This window comes from Sorangiineae bacterium MSr11954 (genome assembly GCA_037157815.1).
Classification (GTDB): domain Bacteria; phylum Myxococcota_A; class Polyangia; order Polyangiales; family Polyangiaceae; genus Pendulispora; species Pendulispora albinea.
Genome location: CP089984.1, coordinates 3,444,511 through 3,464,524, shown reverse-complemented (window position 1 = coordinate 3,464,524; position 20,014 = coordinate 3,444,511). Strand labels below are relative to the sequence as shown.

The 20,014-nt window shown below is 66.1% G+C and carries 13 protein-coding genes and 1 pseudogene; 8 read left to right on the top strand and 6 right to left on the bottom strand.

Going from position 1 to position 20,014, the window contains the following annotated elements; all coding sequences use genetic code 11:
- Window positions 1-725: 725 nt before the first annotated feature.
- The 4 genes from LZC94_13600 to LZC94_13585 all read left to right on the top strand — a co-directional run bounded on the left by LZC94_13600 (window position 726) and on the right by LZC94_13585 (window position 6,395).
- Window positions 726-1,550 (top strand): hypothetical protein, encoded by an 825-nt coding sequence (locus LZC94_13600; GenBank protein WXB18284.1) that lies wholly within the window; start codon window positions 726-728, stop codon window positions 1,548-1,550.
- Entirely contained in the window at window positions 1,535-3,652 is a 2,118-nt protein-coding gene (locus tag LZC94_13595; GenBank protein WXB18283.1) for a GNAT family N-acetyltransferase, read from the top strand. Before LZC94_13600 ends, LZC94_13595 begins: the two co-directional genes overlap by 16 nt.
- A 174-nt stretch (window positions 3,653-3,826) precedes the next feature.
- Entirely contained in the window at window positions 3,827-5,050 is a 1,224-nt protein-coding gene (locus LZC94_13590; GenBank protein WXB18282.1) for a hypothetical protein, read from the top strand.
- A 175-nt stretch (window positions 5,051-5,225) separates the two neighbouring features.
- Window positions 5,226-6,395: a DUF4185 domain-containing protein gene (locus LZC94_13585; protein WXB18281.1), complete on the top strand. Its 1,170-nt coding sequence runs from the start codon at window positions 5,226-5,228 to the stop codon at window positions 6,393-6,395.
- 61 nt (window positions 6,396-6,456) lie between these two features.
- Here LZC94_13585 and LZC94_13580 read toward each other — a convergent pair whose 3' ends face one another.
- The gene (locus LZC94_13580; protein WXB18280.1) at window positions 6,457-7,245 is read right to left on the bottom strand and encodes a serine protease; all 789 of its coding nucleotides are present in this window, start codon (window positions 7,243-7,245) and stop codon (window positions 6,457-6,459) included.
- A 37-nt stretch (window positions 7,246-7,282) separates the two neighbouring features.
- A pseudogene (locus LZC94_13575) lies at window positions 7,283-7,969 on the bottom strand (zinc-dependent metalloprotease).
- A 1,140-nt stretch (window positions 7,970-9,109) separates the two neighbouring features.
- Between LZC94_13575 and LZC94_13570 the strand changes: the two are divergent.
- Window positions 9,110-9,733 carry a hypothetical protein gene (locus tag LZC94_13570; protein WXB18279.1) on the top strand — a complete coding sequence of 208 codons (624 nt, stop codon included), beginning with the start codon at window positions 9,110-9,112 and terminating at the stop codon, window positions 9,731-9,733.
- A 94-nt stretch (window positions 9,734-9,827) separates the two neighbouring features.
- On the opposite strand, the gene LZC94_13565 is transcribed toward LZC94_13570, so the two are convergent.
- Window positions 9,828-10,244, bottom strand: a complete 417-nt coding sequence (locus LZC94_13565) for a hypothetical protein (protein ID WXB18278.1) — start codon at window positions 10,242-10,244, stop codon at window positions 9,828-9,830.
- A 224-nt stretch (window positions 10,245-10,468) separates the two neighbouring features.
- Here LZC94_13565 and LZC94_13560 point away from each other — a divergent pair, with 224 nt between their 5' ends.
- The gene (locus LZC94_13560; GenBank protein ID WXB18277.1) at window positions 10,469-11,215 is read left to right on the top strand and encodes a YciI family protein; all 747 of its coding nucleotides are present in this window, start codon (window positions 10,469-10,471) and stop codon (window positions 11,213-11,215) included.
- 102 nt (window positions 11,216-11,317) lie between these two features.
- Window positions 11,318-14,197: an AbfB domain-containing protein gene (locus LZC94_13555; protein ID WXB18276.1), complete on the top strand. Its 2,880-nt coding sequence runs from the start codon at window positions 11,318-11,320 to the stop codon at window positions 14,195-14,197.
- A gap of 94 nt (window positions 14,198-14,291) precedes the next feature.
- Here the strand turns inward: LZC94_13555 and LZC94_13550 are convergent, their stop codons facing one another.
- The 3 genes from LZC94_13550 to LZC94_13540 form a co-directional block, all read right to left on the bottom strand.
- Entirely contained in the window at window positions 14,292-14,726 is a 435-nt protein-coding gene (locus tag LZC94_13550; protein WXB18275.1) for a VOC family protein, read from the bottom strand.
- A gap of 87 nt (window positions 14,727-14,813) precedes the next feature.
- Window positions 14,814-16,589, bottom strand: coding sequence for a hypothetical protein (locus tag LZC94_13545; protein WXB18274.1), 1,776 nt, complete (start codon window positions 16,587-16,589; stop codon window positions 14,814-14,816).
- 135 nt (window positions 16,590-16,724) lie between these two features.
- Window positions 16,725-18,311: an Ig-like domain-containing protein gene (locus LZC94_13540; GenBank protein WXB18273.1), complete on the bottom strand. Its 1,587-nt coding sequence runs from the start codon at window positions 18,309-18,311 to the stop codon at window positions 16,725-16,727.
- Between the two features lie 524 nt (window positions 18,312-18,835).
- On the opposite strand from LZC94_13540, the gene LZC94_13535 reads away from it, so the two are divergent.
- A complete protein-coding gene (locus LZC94_13535; protein ID WXB18272.1) occupies window positions 18,836-20,014 on the top strand; it encodes an acyl-CoA/acyl-ACP dehydrogenase in 1,179 nt (392 codons plus the stop codon).

Here is a 20,014-nt window from a genome sequence, read left to right as displayed (position 1 = left end):
TTTGACGTTGCGTGCGATGGGTAGCTCAGCGAGCAACGCACATGCCGGTATCTGGACGTCTCGGACAGGGGATCGATCCATCGACGAATTGAATATTTTCGATTTATTTGGAACGATGCACGCGGAACGTATGGTTCCGTCATGGAAGGGATTGTTCCTCCGGGGTCATGGCCGCGTCTGGCGCGATTGACGCGTGGAGCGACGGCGACGTGCGTGCGACGTGCGAAGATGGAGATGGAGATGGAGATGGAGACGTGCCGAGGCCGGTGCGCGGGTATTCAAACCCGCGTGCGGTCATGGCGCCAATCGCGACACGATTTGTGCGTGACGTGCAAATGCCAAAGACGGTGCAGGATTGACATCGTTTGGCCATCGTGTTCCGTGCAATGCGTTATTGCGAGGACCGAGATGACGCGCGAGCCCCTTCCAGCTCGTGCCAGCTCGTGAAGGCACATCCGTAAGGCTCCGGGGAGGACAGCCCCTTATCGTGATTGCCAAACTGCTGTCTCGGCCGGACGACGCCATTTGGTTTCGTGCGGAAAGAAATCCCGCCATGGCCTTCTCCGCCTGCGCAGCATCATCGTACAAGGACGGTCCTCGAAGGCTCGTCGCCTACGAAATGGGGCGTGGAACCAGGGCGCCCGCGCGGCGGCGTTCGCCGGGATCGGCCGAGGGCAGGCTCGTGTGCGCTGGCGGCGGATCGCGCTTTGCAGTCGGACGGCCCGATGGAACGATCGACGCGGAGGCTTGGCATACGATGGACGATCGGCGACGTCAGCGACGCGGGGTTCGAGGCGTTGCGCTGGTCCATCGAGGGCGCGCATCGTGTTTTTCCCGATGCGGAGCGCGTGGTGTACGTCAATACCCTCGCCACGGCGGAGGCGCGCAGACGATGCGGTCCCGTGACGGGGCTCGTTGCATGGCGCTCGGCGACCCACGAGGTTCCAAGGTGGCTCGCGGCGCATCTGGACGACGGGTTCGCCGAAGGGGTCGCATGGAAGCTGGCCCCCGTTCGGGCCTTTCCCGATCGGCACGAGCTCTCGCTCGACAACGACGTCATCTTGTGGAGCTTGCCCGCGGCCATCGCCAGCTGGCTTCGTGACGAGGGATCGTGCTTGCTCGCGGAGGACGTGCGCGCATGCTTCGGTCGCTTCGCGCCGCAGTGTGGCAACGAGCCTCGCAACCTCGGGATCCGGGGCTTGCCGCCGGGGTTCGATTTGGAGCAGGCGATGCAGCGTGTGCTGGCGCAATGGCCGGGCAAGCTCGCATCGGAGCTCGATGAGCAAGGGCTGCAGGTCGCCGCCATCGGCTCCGGCGCGCCCACGCACGTCGTTCCGCTTCGCGACGTGACCATCTGCTCACCTTTTCCGCCGCATCTGCCGCGCCTCGGCGCATGCGGTGCACACTTTTGCGGCGTGAACACCAAGAAGCTCGGGTGGACGGTCGACGGACGCTCCGCCGAACGCGTTCTCCACGATCACTGGGCCGCCCTGCGCGGCGCCGTTGCTGCGCGCGCGACACGCGCTCACCCCGCATGCTCACCGTATTGAACGTGGCCTATCCGTTTGCGCCGGTCACGCCCGACGCCGTGGGCGGCGCCGAGCAGATCGCCAGCGCGGTCGAAAAAGCGGCCGCGCGCGCCGGGTATCGATCGTTGGTGCTGGCGTGCGAGGGCTCGAAGACGGAGGGGCAGCTCTTCGAGGTGCCGCGGGTGCACGGCGCGCTGATCCCGGAGCGGCAGGCCGAGATTCAGGCGCGTTATCGCGCCGCGATCGATCGCATCGTGGCCGAGGAGCGCGTCGACGTGGTGCATATGCACGGGGTGGACTTCCACACGTATTTGCCGCGGGAGCCGGCGCCGGTCCTGGCCACGTTGCACCTTCCGCCGGAGTGGTATCCACCGGAGGTCTTTGCGGGAAGGCGGCCGCACACGTATCTGAACTGCGTCTCGCGCTCGCAGCGTCGAAGGTGTCCGCCCTGCTCCACCCTGCTCGACGACGTGCCCAACGGCGTGGACCTCCTGCGCTTTCATCCCGACGGGGACGAGCAAGACGCACGATCCCCGCGAAGCCTCCACGCCCCGCCGCTCCCATCCGACGGATACGCCCTGATGCTCGGCCGCATCTGCCCCGAAAAGGGCACGCATGTGGCGCTCGACGCCGCCCATCGCGCCGGTGCGAGCTTGCTCGTCGCGGGCGATGTATTCCCGTTTCCGGAGCATGTGCGCTATTTCGAAGACGAGATTCGTCCCCGGCTCGATGGACAGCGGCAGTTCATCGGCCCCGTGGCGATGGATGGCAAGCGCGAGCTGCTGGCGGGCGCCTCGTGCCTGCTGGTGCCCAGCATGGTCCCCGAGACGAGCTCGCTGGTGACCATGGAAGCGCTGGCGTGCGGCACCCCCGTGATCGCGTTTCCCAACGGCGCGCTGCCGGAGATCATTGCGCACGGCCAAACGGGATTCCTGGTGCGCAATCTACCCGAGATGGTGGACGCGATGGGCCGCGCGCCAAGCCTCCAGCCCGCCGACTGCCGCCGGGCCGCCGAACGATTTGCGCTCGCCACCACGTGCTCGCGCTACCTCGCGCTCTATCGAAGGCTCGCGCGGGACGGCGCGCCCGTGCGATCGCGGCATGGCACGCGCGCACCGCGCACATCGCGTCAACGGCATTCGGTCCGAACGACCGTGCTCGCTGAAATGGCCGAGCTTCACGCATTGAAGGCGGAGTGGGAGGATCTCTGGGCGCGCGCGCCGGATGCAACCGTCTTCCAGCGGCCCGAGTGGCTTCTGCCTTGGTGCAAGCACTTGCTCCAGGGGGAGCCCCGCGTCCTTGCGATCCGACAGGGCGGGCGGCTCGTGGGCCTCGCGCCGTTCTTCGTGTGGAACGAGGGCGGGGCCCGCGTGCTCTCGCTCATGGGCGCCGGGATATCCGATTACGCCGACGTGCTCGCGGCCTCGGGCGAGCGGGACACGGTGGCGCGCGCGCTGGCGGCTTGGCTCGACGATGCGCAGGGGTGGGATCGATGCGCGTGGAGCGAGGTGCCTTCGGGCTCGCTGCTGCTCGAGATCGCACGCGCGCCAAACGCGCCGGAGCGGCGCCTTCGCATCGACGAGCAAGACGTTTGCCCCGGAATACGCCTTCAGGCGAAGAGTCTCCGCGATACGCTCTCGTCGCGCAAATGGGCCAGCGTGCGCAATGCGCGAAACCGAGCCGCGCGCGAGGGCGGGCTGGACATCATCGATGCCACACCGGGGACGTTCGACACATGGTTCCAGAGGCTCGCCGAGCTCCATGGCGAGCGGTGGCGCGAGCACGGCGGCGGGATGCTCCGCGATCCGCGGATCCGCGCCTTCCATCGGGAGGCGGGCCCCGAGCTCCTCCGCCGCGGCGCGCTCGTTCTCTCGGGCGTGCACATCGGCGGTGCGCTCTCGGGCGTCCTTTACACGTTTCACGATCGGACCGCGTCGCGATGCTATGCGACCGGCTTCGATCCGGCGCGCGCGCACCTCGGACCGGGGACCCTCGCCTTTGCGCATGCGCTGGAGCGCGCCATCGAAGGCGGCCATACCCTCTTCGACTTCCTGCGCGGCAACGAGCCGTACAAGTACGGCTGGGGCGCCGAGGATATCGCGCGCATCCATCGCATCGGATAATTGTAAACACGTTGTATACCAATTCATTCCTGCTCATGCGGGAGGAGATCTCCCGATTTCAATCATTTCATACTTCAATCGGCACGGCGGCCGGCCATAGGAGATGTGCCCGCGGTCTTGCGCGCGTCGCCGCGGGTGGACCACGAAATCCATTGCGCGAAGGAAATTCCAAACATGCGTTTCATGCGACTGCTCCCGGCCGCGCTGCTCACGATGCTCGTCGGCTGCTCCTCGGCGGCCGACGACGCGGCATCGCCGGCCGATACCCAAGCCGCTTCCAACCCATTGCAGGCAGCTCGGACGACCGTTCGTGTGCACTACCCGGCCGCCGCGCACACCCTCACCCTCACAACCGATCGAGCGCCGGTCGCGACCACCGATCGCGATAACGATACCCGGGAATTTTCGTTCGCGGACGTCTCCGGTGCGCTGAGCGTCAAACCCATGCTGGGCGACGTACCGGCGCGCGGCCCGCATTACACGGTTCGGGCCGGGCAGACGCTCGATATCTATCCGCACTTTTTCGAGAAGCGCGGGCGGGTGAGCACCCGCTGGCCCCATTTCAAATCGAAGGTGCACCCGCAGCCCGGCGGGATGGGGCGGCCGATCGAGGTTTACCTACCCCCGAGCTACGAGGAGAACCCCACCGCGCGCTTTCCCGTCATTTATATGATGGATAGCCAGATTGTCTTCGGCAATTCGATCCTGGGCACGACCGTGATGGGCGATATGTTGGTCGACGAAGCCATGGACGCGGCCGCCGAATCCGGCGCCATCGCGGAGTCCATCGTCGTGGGCATCGTGAGCCCCATCTCGCCGTGCATCCTGGATCCCATGGAAGATCGCAATTTGGAGCTCACCCCCACCAAAGCGGTCGACCCCACGGGCAGCGTGCGCAAGAGCGGCGATGGCCCCAAGTTCGTTTCGATGCTGGTGAACGAGCTCAAGCCGCTGGTCGACCGCGAGCTTCGAACGCGCCCCGCGCGCGAGAGCACGTTCATCGGCGGTGCCTCGCTCGGAGGGCTCATGTCCGTCTACGCGGGTGTCACGCGCGGCGATGTTTTCGGGGGAATCGTGTCCCTGTCGGCGTCGGCGTTCTGGGACGAGCGCGTGGCCGCGCGCATGGTTCGAAGCGCGAAGACCGGCCCCAATCAAACGTTGAAAGTGTACGCCGACATCGGCGGCGGCGAGGTTTACCCCGACACCGACATCAAGGACATGATGGTGGTGACCAACGAGGACCTCTTCCAAGCGTACGCCGACGCCGGCTATGTCGAGGGCAAGACGCTCATGGCCTTGGTCACCCCCGTGCGCGAGCCGGGCAAAGAGCACAACGGAAAACATTGGGCGAAGCGCATCCCCTCGGCGCTCGCCTTCGTCGTGGGGCCGGGACGCTGATTCATGGGCGGCTCAGAAGGTCGATGACCTCGGACGTGCGGCTTGCGCCGTCGCTCCAACAGGTATACATAATGTATATGTCGCCTGGCGCCAGCCGGCGGCATGGTAGAACGAACGACCCATCGAAGACGATCGAGCGATCGCTTCACTTCTTCCTCACGGAAAGGAGGGCACGATGAAGGACCCCGTGAATTGGATATCGAACCCTCGCAGCGGCAGGCTCGGGGGCATCGCCGTATCGGTCTTGCTCGGCGGGGCGGCGCTGGTGAGCTGCACGACCGAGCGCACCGTCGAAGAGAGCGTTTCGGCGGACGCCCTGAACCTCCCGGCCATCGTCAAGAAGCGGGTGACCGGCGCCGACTTGGACACGGCGCGGCGGTGGGAGGTGGCGGGCACCGATCTGGGGATCCCCTATCGGCTCGAGAATGGCTCGATTGGTTATCTCTTCGGCGACACGTTTCGGACGCCTTTCCCGAGCTCGCCCGGCGACACCGCGTGGCGCTCGCCGGTCATGCTCCGGTCGAACGACGATCCCTGGGCCCCCGATGGCATCCGGTTCGACAGCGCGGCCAAGGTTTGGGGCGATGGGCGCGCTCCGGAAGTCGTCTTCAACGCGCACGATACGAGCCGCGCCCTGGGCGCCGAGTTCACCGTCATTCCAAACGATGGCGTGAGCCTGCCGGACAACCGGCAGATCATCTCGTACATGTCGATCAACACCTGGTACGACAACGAGCACCCGGGCCCGCCGGGGCAAGGCTGGAAAACGAACTACGCCGGGCTCGCGTTCTCCGACAACGGCAACGACTTCGTCCGCACCGGCACCCACTGGGAGAACAACGGCGCGAACGACGATCCGTTCCAAATGCAAACGTTCGCGCGCGACGGCGATTGGATCTATGTCTTCAGCGTCCGCGCGGGAAGGCAGTTCGGGCCGATGATGCTGCAGAAGGTCCACTGGACGCAGATCCTCGATCGCGACGCGTACATCGGCTGGGGGTACGATTTCGATCGGAAGACTTGGGCTTGGGGACGCCCTTGCACCCCCATCCTCGAGGGCCGATTCGGCGAGCCCTCCGTGCGGCGGCTCGACGACCGGACGTGGGCCATGGCCTACTTGAATGTGGACTTTCCAGGCGGCCCTTCCATCGTCACCCGAACCGCGACGGGGCCCGACAAACCATGGTCGGGCGAGTCCCTTCAAGTGCACTGGTCCCAGGAGCCATATCTCTATGGAGGGTTCATCCACCCTCGCTCGCGGGCCGGCTTCGGCAACCTCCACATCATGGTCTCGAAGTGGACCACCGATCGCTACGACGTCACGCAATGGGTGGGCAGCTTGTAGCCGCGCGCTCGCGATCGGCGGCTCGGCAAATGCGGCGGCTGGGCCATGCGGCGACCCGCGATCAGCGGTCGGCGATGTCGGCGTCTTGCAAATAGTCCGAAGCTTGGACGATGCTCGCCGCCGTCCAACCATAATTGGAGCCGCTGCCGTCCTGGGCACAATCGCCGTCTGTGTGCACACCAAACACGTAACCGGAACGCGTGAGCACACCGGCGCCCGAGCTCCCCGCCAGGGTGTCGAGATCGGTGTAGAAGAGCATCCCATGGCATTCGCCCGCGAGCTGCCCCTCGGCCACGGTCTTGGGACCGCCGCGGGCATGCTGGATGATCGCGAGCCGATCGGTGGGAGCTCGCGTCAGTCGGTTCGGCGTGATGGCCGGGAGGTTATCGGGCTTGATGAGCGCATAGTCCGGCTTGTCGGAGCGCTCGAGGACGGTGCCTTCGGTGACGAGCGTGTCGCCGTCGGCGTTGGCTTCGACGTTGAAGGCCAGGACCAGCCGATCGCCGAGACGGACGCAGTGGCCCGCGGTGATGACCACCGGGCCGGCTTGCGCGGCGATCAACGTCCCCGTGCAGCCGTTGAACAAGACCACGGCGTCTTCGCGCTCCTGCACGGCGGCCATCTCACCCCGATACGCGTTGATCGGGGTGAGATCGAGCGTCGAACCGCACTGCGATTGCGTGCGAAGACCGGGCTCGCCTGACGACGACGTCGCCAGGGACGCGAGCGCGGAGCTTCGGAGTTGGGCGCAACGCGATTCGGCGATGGGCTCCGAGGAGGCCGACGTGCTCCCGCACGCCGCGGCGCTCAGACACGCCGCGGCTGCGAGAATGGAGACCCTGAGGGGCATGGGGTCACGCGATGGCGATGGTACGGCCGAGCCCTGATCAGTAGATCGTCTGCAGCGCGGTGACGTCGGCGCCCAAGAAGCGGCCCGACTCGCTGCTGCGGAAACACGAGTTCATGAGCGAGCCGCCCGCGGTGGCGCCGGTCGGCGTGCCGGAGATGTGGATGGCGCCGACGCCCGAGGAGCCCTCGTTGCCACCGCTGCCGCAGCTGATGCTGCGATTGAAGTAGTCGGTGTGGCGGAAGCCGATCGTGTGACCGATCTCGTGCGTGATGACGTGCGTGAGCACGGCCGTCCCGTACTGGGACGTGGACGAGGCGATGTTGATCGTGTTGAACGGCAAGCCGCCCGACGGGAACCCGGAGCTGCCGCCCGCCGAGCCGGAGGTGAGCCGGCCGGTGATGGTCGCGTTGCAGCCGCTGGTGCTGCCCGTGGTGCGCCTCAGGCTGAAGGTGAGGCCCAGGTTGTTGTAGTTTGCGATGGAGTTGTCGAGCGCCGTGCTGAACGAGCCGGTGAACGCCGAGCCGTTCACGCAGATCACGCGCACATTGCTACCGACGAGGTTCGTCGTCCGATACTGCTCCTTGGACTCGGAGCTGTCGGATTGCAACATCTCGCGCGACGCCGCGAGGCTGACCTCTGCGTCACGTCCGACATAGACCTTGCCGTCGACCTCCATGATGTCGTCGGCCGGGAACCCCGCCTTGACGAGGTTGCTCACGATCTCTTGGTTCACGGCCTCCGGGCTGGCCGACTCCGTGGCCTCGGACTCTGCACTGCAGCCTGCACCGATCGCGATCATCGCCACCAAACCAATGAAGCTCTTTGCGTAGTTCGCTTTGCTGAGGTTCATGATTCAAGCCCCTTTCCAGTTTCCCGATGCGATGTGTGCGGCGATCCGACGAGGAGACACGCGTAGCCTCTCGGATTCACCGACAGGTTGTTTTGCGACGCACTTACTCGTGCAAATGGACCCGCAGCCCGCGCTCCGGCCGCGCTTTTCGCGGACGCACGCCATGCCCATACCGCAGGTGGCTTCCCTCAAAGGAAGGGACACTCTGACTATTGCATAACTCTTAAACAATCAACGATGATTGTCGACCCAACGACATTTATGTAGGCACATACATCTGCGCATGCGTCTGCGGCATTCGAGCACGCAATGCGTCGTATGCGCGCGGCGAAGAAGGCGAAGGCGGCGAAGGCGGGCGAAGACGAAACGGGGACGCTACGCGGGCGTCTGCCTTTTCGCATGCTTCGTGCCGCGCCGACTCTTTCACGTGGCCGCGCTCGCGCGTCACATTGGGGTATCGCCGGAGACGTATCCCCCCACGTACCCCCAATGCGCGCGCACAATGCGCGTGTCACATTTGGACCGCTTGGCATGGGCGCTTCTCCATGCCATCTCCGTGCAGTCCTGCGGTAGACGATCGTCGCGGCGTGTGCCTCGCACAAATCCGATCGTTCGATAGACTGAAGAAACTTACCGCGTCACCGTAAACCGCTCGATGGGGCCATTGGAACCCGGTGCGTCCAGTACGAGCGCGTGCGGGTGCCCAGAAGCTGCTCGGACGATGATGTCATCGGCGGTTTGGCGAAGGGGATACCCAAATAGGCAGGGCCCCTCGATCGTATTTGCCACGAACCAACCCGCGCGTGGTCCGTACGACCAGCGCCTCCGCCTCTCGTGCATCCGAATTGGTTTTCGGGTTTCGATGCCACCTCGACTCACGCCCGTGTCGTACGGGTCATGCGGCGAACGTCCGATGAGCGCCATCGCCAATCCCGTAGCTACGATTTCGAGGCTGGTTTTCCGCTGGTACAGGCGTCATTCTTTGGACGCATGGCTCCGTCGCGGATCTTTCTCTTGTCCCCCGCCCGGCTCGACGGGAAGCGCGGCGCGCTGCTCTTCGATCCCCGCGCCTCCTCCCCCATCGCCGCGGGCCTGCGCACCTCCGAAGGGATCCCGATCGGGCACGTCTACCGCTTCGTGTCGAGCCTCTACTTTCGCGGCAAGCTCGCCTACGCGCAGCGCTTCGCGCGTCCGCCCAATCCGAACCCGACCCTCGGGACAGGCGTCTTGGTCATCACCCCCAGCCGGGGGCTCGTTCCGGCGGACATGCGCGTGTGCCTCGAGCACCTCGACGAGTTCTCGCAAATCGACATTCACCACCGGCGCGAGGCCTTCCGCAGACCCCTGATGCGCGACGCGAAGATGATGGCCGACGCCGTCGGTCCCGACGACGAGATCGTCCTCTTGGGGAGCGTCGCCAACGTGAAGTACGTCGAGCCGCTGCTGGAGGTGCTCGGCGATCGCCTCTTCTTTCCCAAGGACTTCATTGGGCGCGGGGACATGAGCCGCGGCGGCTTGATGCTCCGATGCGTGGAGTCGGGGACCGAGCTCTCCTACATTCCCGTTCGAGGCGCCACCCGGCAAGGCACCCGCCCGCCGAAGCTCGAGCCCCGTGATCGGCGGGATCCCAAGCCGTAACCGATGACCCCACCCCGGCGCGAGCCGAGCTGGGCCCCCTGCAAAACGTCATGACCCAATCAGGTCGTCACGGAATCATGTACCCGATGCGCGGCTACAGGCAGCCGCACAGCGGATCGCCTTGGGCGCAGACGCAGGTGGAGGCGTCGGGGAGCTTCGGCGGCTCGAACGGGACCGGAACTTTGTCGAGGTAGGGGCTGGGTGCGCGGTTGGCGGGCGCCTGCCCGGGGCGCGGCGCGATCATGACCCCGCGGATGGCGGAGAGATCGTCGCCCAAGTCGATGCACGCGCGGCGCCCGACGCCGAGGACGATGGCCGCCATGGCGAGGACGCCCGACCCGATGGCGAGGAAGATCGCGAGCCGCGCAGGGCGGAGCGGATGGGAAGCCGCGCGCTTTTGATGCAGCTGGCGTTCGAGCTCGCGATTGCGAAGCTCGAGTTCTTCCTTTTCTCGCTCCAGTTGCGCAATGCGCTCGCGGGAGGCTTCGTGCTCGTTCCGAAAAGGATCCATCCCGAAGCTTTCATCGGGGAGGCGCGTCGTGCAAACGGCGTGTGTGTGATACTCGCAATGGTATTTCGTTGCGCCTTCGTTCGGACATCGCGCGAAGCGCCTGCCGGGCGCGGCCTGCTCACTTTTCTGCAAACCTCTTCCGAGTTTGGATAAGCTGCGGGAGCGAACTCGGGAATGGGCAACGAAACCTCGATTCGCATGCGACTGCCGCAACGATGGGAGAAATGACGATGCGCTTCATGATGATGCACAAGAACGATCCGCACACCGAGGCCGGAGGACGCCCGAGCCGAGAGCTCATCGAGAGCATGGGCAAGTTCATCGGCGAGCACGTCAAGGCCGGCGCGTTCGTCGATGGCGCGGGTCTCGGCGGCAGCGCCACGCGCACGCGGGTCACCTTTCGCGGGGGCGCGTGCACGGTGAAGCACGGTCCCTACGCGGGGGTGAACGAGCTGATTGCGTCGTTCTCCGTGCTCAAGGTGCGCTCGCGCGACGAGGCCCTCGCGTGGGCCCGACGCTACGCCGAGGTGCTCGGCGACGGCGAGATCGAGCTCGGCCCGGTGAACGAACCGTGGGATCTCGGCCTCATCCCCAAGCCGGAGAACGCGCCGCTGCGCGTGCTGATGCTCCACAAGGCCGACGGGACGTCGGAGGCGGGCGAGAGCCCCAGCGCCGCGCGCAGAGCGGGTCTGACGAAGCTCGCGAAGGAAATGACGGAGGCGGGCGTGCTGCTCTCGTCGGAGACGTTGCAGCCCAGCGCCAAGGGCAAGCGGCTCCTCTTCGCCCGCAACGAGCTGCACGTGATGGATGGGCCCTTCTCCGAGTCGAAGGAGCTCATTGGCGGCTTCTCCATCCTGCGGCTACCGTCGATCGACGACGTCGTCGTCCAGAGCAAACGCTACGCCGCCATCCTGGGCGGCACGCTCGAATTGGATATTCGCCCGCTCTACGAGCCGGGCGACGTTCCCTGATTGCCGTGTTTCTTTGAACGTGACCCATCACGCTCCGTGATGGGCTACGAATCGGCCCATCGCGCGGTGCGATGGGTCTCCGCGCCGCTCGGGAGGATGTACATGATCCGATTTCATCGTCGCTCCATTGCAGCTCGCCCGTGGGTCCCCGTCGTTCTGGCGCTCGTCGGCGCCGCAAGCTGCGCCGACGACGGCGCGTCTTCTCCGTCTTCTCCGTCTTCTCCGCAGGGCGGCCAAGAGAGCCGGCTCGGGGCTGGGAGCGTGGTGGCGAAGGCACCTCCCTTGACGACGCCGTGGACCTCGGAGGTCTCGCCCGACAACGCGCGGCCCGAGTACCCCCGCCCGCAATTGGTCCGCAGCGATTGGCAGAACCTGAACGGCGAATGGCAATTTGCGCGCGCGAGCTCGGGCGAGGCGCCCCCGTTCGGGCGCGATTTGAGCGAGCGCGTGTTGGTCCCCTACCCCATCGAGTCGGCGCTGTCGGGGATTGCGCGGCACGAGGACCGAATGTGGTACCGGCGCACCTTCACCGTTCCATCGAATTGGAGCGGGCGGCGGGTCCAGCTGAATTTCGATGCGGTCGACTGGCAAGCCACCGTGTACGTCAATGGCGTGCAGGCCGGCGCGCACGAGGGTGGCTATGACGCTTTCTCGTTCGATATCACGGACCGGCTGCGCGCGGGCGAAAACGAGCTGATCGTCGGCGTGTACGATCCCACGGACGCGGGCGGGCAGCCGATTGGCAAACAGCGCAACGCCCCCAACGGGATCTTCTACACCGCGTCGTCGGGCATCTGGCAAACGGTGTGGCTGGAGCCCACCGCCGCGGCGCACATCACCCGGCTCGATATGGTCCCCGAGTCCAACCGGCAGGCGCTCCGGCTCACCGTGCGCGGGGCCGGCTCCGGCGCGAGCACCGTGGAGGCGGTCGTCCGCGACGGCGGCGCCGAGGTCGCGCGCGCACGCGGTACCGTGGATACGGAGCTCCGCATTCCCATCGCCAACGCCAAATCGTGGTCGCCCGAGCGCCCCTTTCTCTACGATGTGACGGTATCGTTGATGGACGGCGAGACGCCCGTCGATCGGGTGACGAGCTACTTCGGAATGAGGACCATCGCCCTCGCCTCGGTGGGGGGCGCGCTGCGCCCGGTGCTCAACGGGAGGTTCGTCTTTCAAATCGGCACGCTCGATCAAGGCTATTGGCCCGATGGGATCTATACGGCGCCGACCGACGAGGCGATGAAGTTCGACATTCAGATGCACAAGGATCTCGGCTACAACGTCATCCGCAAACACATCAAAGTGGAGCCCCCGCGCTGGTTCTATTGGGCCGACAAATTGGGCCTCTTGGTCTGGCAAGACATGCCATCCATGGATACGAGGCCGCCCTCCGATCCGGCCAAGCGCCAGTTCGAGGCGGAGCTGCGGGAGCTGGTGGACGAGCATCGCAGCTCGCCGGCGGTGGTCGTCTGGGTGCTCCAAAACGAAGGCTGGGGACAATACGACCAAGCGCGCCTCGCGAACCTGGTCAAAGCGTGGGATCCGAGCCGGCTGGTGGACAATATGAGCGGCATCAACTGCTGCGGCTCGGTCGACGGCGGCAATGGCGATCTGGCCGATTGGCATACGTACGTCGGCCCCTCCTCGCCGCGGCCCTCGCCCACGCGCGCGGCGGTGCTGGGCGAGTTCGGCGGCCTGGGGCTGCGCGTCCCCGATCACGAGTGGAGCCCCGGCAACGGTTTCAGCTACGAAATGCAGCCCACCGCCGCGGCGCTCGACGCGCGCTACGCGGGGCTCGTTCAAATGACCGAATCGTTGATGAAGACCGCCGGGCTCTCGGCGGCCATCTATACGGAGATCACCGACGTCGAAAATGAGGTCAACGGCGCGGTTACGTACGATCGGCGCGTGGTGAAGGTCGACGCGGCGCGCATGCGCGGCGCGCACGAGGCGCTGATCGAGTCCTCGCGGGAGCGCAACGAGCCCGTTGGCCCGGGCGGGCTCCGGCTCGGCCAACACCAGTCGTTCCAGGTGACGACATCGGGGTTGACCGATCGGTACATTCGCCACCGGGAGGGACGGCTCGTGACGGAGATCGTCTCCGCGGCGAGCGACGACCTCGCGAAGAAGGACGCGACCTTCGAGGTCGTGCGCGGGCTCGCCCAACGGGCGAGCAACGATGCCGGCCAAGGGCGGGCCGGCTGTTACTCGTTCGAATCACGCAATTATCCAGGCCACTATTTGCGCCACCGCGATTTCCGCACGTACGAGGAAGCTCGCGACGGCACCGCGCTGTTCGATGCCGACGCGACGTTCTGCGCCGTGCCCGGGCTATCGGGCGCGGGGGTATCGCTCGAGTCGTACAATCGAGCGGGGCACTTCCTTCGCCATTTCAACGCGGAGCTCTTCATCGCCAAGAGCGGAGGCCCGAACCCGTGGGACGCACCCGCGAGCTTCGCGCCCGACGCGAGCTGGAACGTGGCCGATCCCTGGTGGCGGAGCTCGGCCGATCTCCCGGCCGGCGCGCTCCAATCGCTTCGCGTCATGACCACGGGATTTACGAATCGGTATGCGCGCCATCAGAATGGGCTCGGATTGACCGAGGTGGTCGACCCCGGAAGCAGCGCGCTGCTCAAGGGCGATGCGACGTTCCGCATCGTTCGCGGGCTGGCCAATCCAACGTGTTATTCGCTCGAGTCGCGAAATTTTCCAGGCCACTACCTGCGGCACAAGAACTTTCGCATCTTCAAGGACGCGCGCGACGGCACGGTACTCTTCGACCTCGACGCGACATTCTGCGCGCAGGCCTCCGTCGCCGGGCCGGGGGTCACCCTGGAGTCGTACAACATGAAGGGGCATTTCATTCGCCACTTCGACTCCGAGCTCTGGGCCGCGCGCTACGGCGGTCCCAATGCTTGGGACAATCCGGACCTCTTCGACGTCGATATCTTCTGGAACGTGGCGCCTCCATGGGCGCCATAATCACGTCGAGGAGACGCGGCGCGTGCTGCCGAGGTGCTGCACGGGCCGCGCGCGCCACGGAATGGTCAGGCCTGCACGCAAAGCGGCCGGCGCGCTACGGCTTTTTTGCGGGCGCAGGGACCTCGGCCGTTAAGACCACGGAGGGCACGGAGCGCTCGGCGGGGCCGTGGTAGACGGCTTCGATGTTGCAGCCGTCGGGATCGAGGACGAACGCGCCATAGTAGCCCGGGTGGTAAAAACGCTCGCCCGGCTTTCCATTGTCACGCCCGCCGGCCGCGATGGCCGCTTGGTAGAAGCGGTCCACGTCATCGCGGCCGTTGGTCTGAAACGCCAAATGAATGTTCGACGAGGCCCCATCGGCCGCCGTGATGAACAGCTCGTCGGAGGCAAAGGCCCCCGGCGCGATCTCGTGCAGCTCGCGCCCGAGGGAGGCCAGCACCGCGCGATAGAAGCGCACGCTCGCGTCGAGGTCTTTGACCCGCAGGTGGACGTGATCGAACAATCGGCCGCGGTGGAACTCCAATTTCATGACGCCTCCTCCAATCGGAACGGTGGGAACCGACCATGGTAGGGCGGCGCGAGGGTCGAGAGAAGCCTCGGCGGCCGCTTTCGCCCGCTACGGGCCGCTATTTTGACCGATCCAGCCCGCCCCGCAGGCGCCTTCGACATGGCGGGCCGCGGGCAATCCGCGAAAGACGTTGCCGTCGACGATGGGGGCCGGCGTGGGGCAGCCGCTCTCGAACACCACGCCGGAGATGGTGCTCCCCGTGGTCGCCGGCTCGAAGATGTTCCCCGTGATGACGGTCGCGTGATTGACCTGCGTCATGAACTGCCCCTCGATGAACATCCTTCGAAATCGGCCCCGCACCTGATTGCCCGTAAATGTGATCCGCTGCGACCCGGTGCCCACCGATTCGCTGCCGCGCGTGACGAAGGCGCTGAAGGTGTCGGCCGTGGGGCCCGAGCCCTCGATGATATTGCCGTCGACCACCAGCCCCACGGCGGGCTCGGCCTGAATGGCGTTTCCGTCGGACCGCATCCGGATCACGTTGTCCGAGATGATCACGTCGCTGGGGAATCCGCTGTTGTGGAGGCGCACCAAGATGGCATTGCCCGCTGCAGCCGTGGCCTCGCGAACGAGGGTGTTGCCAAAAATGCGATTTCCCGAGCCGCGCTTGATCAGCTGGATGTTGGTCGTATTGTCCTCGGCGATGGTGATGGTATTGAACGCGAAGATGGTATTGGAGGTATTGTAGGCGGAGATGGATCCGTCGAGCAGGTTGCCGCTGATCACGTTCTCGGTGCTGTCTTCGGTGTTGCCGGACATGGTGAGCAGGATGCCGGCCTTGCGTCCGCCGCCGCGATGAAAGGTATTTCCAACGATGTACGCGCGACGGGCGGTGCCCTCGCCGGTGGGCTCTTCGTCCACGGCGGTGTCGTCCACGGCATCGACCGTGTTGTTCACCACCCGATACCCGTCGACGCCGCGCTGCAAGGCCACGAAGGAGCGATCGCAGGTGGCGCGGCTGCCCTCCACCGTGGTGTCGGCCACGCGGACGCCCAGGGTCTCCTCGGCCGCGAGCCGGACGCAGTCGCCGCCGCCAAAGAAGCCGAGCAAGGTCCAGGTGCTGGCCGCGGGGCCGTTCGTGACGGAGCAGCGCGAATACCCCGGGATCTGCGCGCAGAGAATGGGCGTGCCGCCATGGTTTGGGCGCTGGCACATTTGGCCGGCGGGCGCCTCGCCGCAGGGCACCGAGCCGGCGGGCCTCGGCAGGTGCGGGTCGAAGAAGTCCACGTGTTCGAGGGTCGTTCCTCGGGTCGAGATGGGCGATGGATTGCCGTCGAAGCCCGCGGGCAAGTGGGTGAGCTGGATGGCGTGCGTTTGCTCGTCGGTGTCGAAGCGGGCGGCCCCGTCGATTTCGAAGTGGCCGAGGTGCGTGTTTCGGGCGCCGCGCAGGCCGAGGAGCCACCAATCGCGCGGCACGGTGGTCCCGGGGGAAATGCCGGATCCCTTGAAGGCGAGCACCGAGCGTGAGCCCGCGCCGACCATGGTGAAGCCGTCGGTGTTCCAGATGCGAAGCGATTCGATGTTTTGATTTCCGGCGCCGGGGTTCATTTGAATATCGAATCGGCCGGGCGCGAGGCAGACGGGTCTCCCCGAGACCTTGGCGAGATCGATGGCGGCTTGCAGCGCCGCGCGATCGTCCAATCCGTCGTTCGGGACGGCGCCGTGATCGCGCGGATCCACGCAGGTGGAGGGATCGGCGATGACGACCTCGCTCAAATCGCGCTTGGGTTCGGCGGCCGGGGAGCCCGAGCAGGCCATGGCCGCCATGGCGGGTGCAAGGACGATCGGGGTTCGTATCGCGAAGGGAATGGACGGGGTGCTCATGAAGGGGTTTACGGTCCGCCGTCATGAAGCGTTTCGTATGCCGGTGTCCTCCGCTCGGGTGACACCGGCATTCGCGCTGCGCGGGATCGTTGTCGGCGCCGTTCGCGCTTCAGCGCCGGCCGCGCCGTTCGCGCTTCAGCGCCGGCGGCGGCGGACGAAGAGCATGGTGGCGGCGAACGCGGAGAGCAGCGCGCTACCGCCGGAGAGGCCCGCATCGCCGGACATGGAGCAATCCGATTGGCCGCTGGATAGTCGTTGGTTGCTCGGGTTCGATCCCGCGTCGTACTTGGGATACCACGGCGGTGGTGGTGGCGGTGGCCGGCCCGCGTCGTAGCCTCCGGCGCCAGCATCCCCTCGCCACGGGGATTCGATCCGAATCGCAACCGGCTCCGATTGGCTCGCATGAAAGTGGCGATTCCCGCCGTACACGGCGAAGACCTGGTGCGGCCCCCAGGTGAGCCCTTGGAGCGCGATGTATACCTCACGATGGTTCTCGCCCAGCGACGCCGACCCTACGCGCGTGGAGCCTTCGAAGATCTCCACCGGCCCTTCCAGCTCGGCGCCCGTCAAGTCCGAGGAGACCACGATCCGGAGCCGGGCGTCGTTCCCGACGAGCGACGTCTTCGTGGGCGCCTTGGAGACGACCAACGTCGTCGAGGCGGAGGCCGAATCGTACTTCGCATCGCCACTGAAATCGACCGAGATGGCGTGCACGCCGCCCTCCGGCCTGCGGGAGCTGGTCGTCGTCAGCGAGCCTTTGCCCTCGGCATCCAGAAAAATATACTGATCGCGCCTCCAATCGTGCTTCCCGTCGATATCGTCGGAGACGATCAGGTACGCGCCTCGGGGAATGCTGCCATCGCGCCCGCGGAGGGTGGCCGAAAACGTGACGGGCACCCCATAAACGGGTGATTTGGGCGATACCTCGATGGTCACCGTCGTCGTGTGGCGTTCGACCCTCTGCTCCAGCGGCGCGCGCGGCACGCTCTCGAAGAAGTTCCCATCACCGTCATACCGCGCCGAAAAGGTGTAGCGGCCCACACCATAGCTGGTGGCGTCGAACACCGCCTGACCGTTCTCGTCCAGCATCGCCGCGGCGATCTCTTTGCCGCCCTGGTCGAAGTGAACTTTGCCCGACGGCACCCGCGGCGCGGACGATGCTGCCGCCACCGTGGCGACGACGCGCAAGGCCCCCACCTTCGCCGGGTTGGCCGAAGACGTGAGGAGCATCGCCGACGGTGCCCGGTCGACGTACAAGGGGACCCCCCACATCGAGGGCGCGTGCAGCGGGTCTCCATCGTAGTGGGCGACGAGGTTATTCACCTTGGTGCTGACGGGCGTGAAGGTCGCGCCGGCATAGCCCGCGGCGTCGAGGGGCGCGAGGATCTCCATGTCGTTGCCGCCCGCCTCACTGGCGACGAATCGAACATTCCCGGTGGGAGCGGGCGCACCCGCCGCCGATACGACGCGCGCCCGAACCTGCACGCGTTCTCCGTAACGCGACCTCTCCGGGATCATATGGAGCTCGATGGCGGTGGCCGCGGGCGCCCCCGCATCCGCCGGCGCGCCCGCATCGTCGGGCGAGCCGCCCTCCTCGCCGGCGTTATCGAGGTGATTGGCATTCGCCACGATCGCCCGCGCGTCGTTGGACGACGCCTCCGCGCGCGGTATCACCAGCCAAAAGACGAGCAGAAGTCCAAACCCCATAAGCCATTTGCGCATAGGGGAGATCCAGCGCCCAGCAAGGGCCAAGCCAGCCTTGGCACGATGTCTTGCCGCGCTTTTTCCGAGGTCCGCGGATGCACCGTGGATGCGCGGTCTCGCGTCTCCGTGTGGTAGCGGAGTCACATGCGACCGCTCCCGCCGTCGGCGCTGCATCACATGCCATATCGAATTGCAAATTGCATTTGGCGATTGATGCAAATGTAAGGTGGCGTTTCGTGGACGAGTCCGGGCAACCGATCGCGTTCACGAGCACTGGAATGGCCCTGTGATCCGATGTTTAGCTCACATCTGACACACGGGACGTCCAGGACAAAATCCAGCGAGACGAGCAAGACGAGCAGGAAACGCGAGAAGACACGAGAAGAACACGAGAAGAAGGGTGTGGCGGTCTCCTTGCACCCGACCGTGCAGGTTGCCTTTGCGAGAGGCGTCACGATGACGCGACCGCCTGCGCCGCGGATCGACGATCCGAACACGCGCGAACTTTACATTCGCGATGCGATCTCGAATAGAGTTGTAGCGTGACCGACCCCACGCCCGCGGCGCGAAGCGAGCTCGCTGCCAAAACGAGAACCATTGCCCACGAGGTTGCCGCGCGGCACGCCGCCGATGTCGACCTCCAAGCTCGATTTCCAACTGAAACCTTCGAGGCCGCGAAGCAAGCCAAGCTCCTGTCCGCCGCCGTCCCGCGCGAGCTGGGCGGCGCCGGCGCCGATCTTCGCGAGCTCACGACGATGTGCAGCGAGCTCGCGCAGGGATGCGGGGCGAGCGGCATGGTGCTGGCGATGCACCATATTCAAGTCGCGTGCATCGCGCGGCATGGATTGGCGTCGCCGTTCTTCCGGCGGTACCTGGAGGAGGTCTGTGAGCGGCAGCTCCTGATCGGCTCGGTGACGTCGGAGGTTGGCGTCTGGGGCGATACGCGCTCCAGCATCTGCGCGCTCGTGCGCCATGGCGATCGCTGCCGCCTCGAGAAGGACGCGACCACCGCCTCGTATGCCGAGCACGCCGACGATCTCCTGGTCACGTGCCGGCGCGGACCGGAGGCGGCGGCGAGCGATCAGATCTTGGTGCTGCTCCGCAAGCCCGCCCTCGCCCTCACCAAGACCACCACTTGGGACACCCTCGGCATGCGCGGCACGTGCAGCCCCGGGTTCAAGGTCGCCTCCGACCTGCCCGAGGAGCAGGTGGTGCCGGGATCGTTCGCGGATGCGTCCGCGCAGACCATGGTCTCCTATTCGCACATCCTCTGGTCGGGCGTCTGGGTCGGGATCGCGGCCGATGCCGTGGCACGCGCCAGCGCCTATGTGCGCGCCGAAGCGCGGAAGAAGCCGGGCACCGTGCCGCCGCACGCGAGCCGCTTGGCGGAGGTGTCGGTCATGCTGCAAACGATGCGCAACAACACGGCGGCCATGGCCGCCGAGTTCGACGCCATCACCGCCAGGCCCGATGGAATGGAGCAGCTGCTCACCATCGGCTGGGCGCTCAAGATGAACAACTTGAAGGTGAGCGCCTCCGAGATGGCGCCGGCCATCGTCCACCAGGCGCTCCAGATCGTGGGCATCAACGGATACAAGAACGACTCCAAGTACTCCGTCGGTCGCCAATACCGCGACGCCCTCTCCGCGGCGCTCATGATCAGCAACGACCGCGTCCTCTCCAAGAACGCGTCGATGCTCCTGGTCTACAAGGACGAATGA

Excerpts from the sequence above, each read along its gene's own strand:
- LZC94_13600 (WXB18284.1), top strand. The coding sequence starts at position 726 with ATGGAACGATCGACGCGGAGGCTTGGCATACGATGGACGATCGGCGAC.
- LZC94_13595 (WXB18283.1), top strand. The coding sequence starts at position 1,535 with ATGCTCACCGTATTGAACGTGGCCTATCCGTTTGCGCCGGTCACGCCC.
- LZC94_13590 (WXB18282.1), top strand. The coding sequence starts at position 3,827 with ATGCGTTTCATGCGACTGCTCCCGGCCGCGCTGCTCACGATGCTCGTC.
- LZC94_13585 (WXB18281.1), top strand. The coding sequence starts at position 5,226 with ATGAAGGACCCCGTGAATTGGATATCGAACCCTCGCAGCGGCAGGCTC.
- LZC94_13580 (WXB18280.1), bottom strand. The coding sequence starts at position 7,245 with ATGCCCCTCAGGGTCTCCATTCTCGCAGCCGCGGCGTGTCTGAGCGCC.
- LZC94_13565 (WXB18278.1), bottom strand. The coding sequence starts at position 10,244 with ATGGATCCTTTTCGGAACGAGCACGAAGCCTCCCGCGAGCGCATTGCG.
- LZC94_13560 (WXB18277.1), top strand. The coding sequence starts at position 10,469 with ATGACGATGCGCTTCATGATGATGCACAAGAACGATCCGCACACCGAG.
- LZC94_13555 (WXB18276.1), top strand. The coding sequence starts at position 11,318 with ATGATCCGATTTCATCGTCGCTCCATTGCAGCTCGCCCGTGGGTCCCC.
- LZC94_13550 (WXB18275.1), bottom strand. The coding sequence starts at position 14,726 with ATGAAATTGGAGTTCCACCGCGGCCGATTGTTCGATCACGTCCACCTG.
- LZC94_13545 (WXB18274.1), bottom strand. The coding sequence starts at position 16,589 with ATGAGCACCCCGTCCATTCCCTTCGCGATACGAACCCCGATCGTCCTT.
- LZC94_13540 (WXB18273.1), bottom strand. The coding sequence starts at position 18,311 with ATGCGCAAATGGCTTATGGGGTTTGGACTTCTGCTCGTCTTTTGGCTG.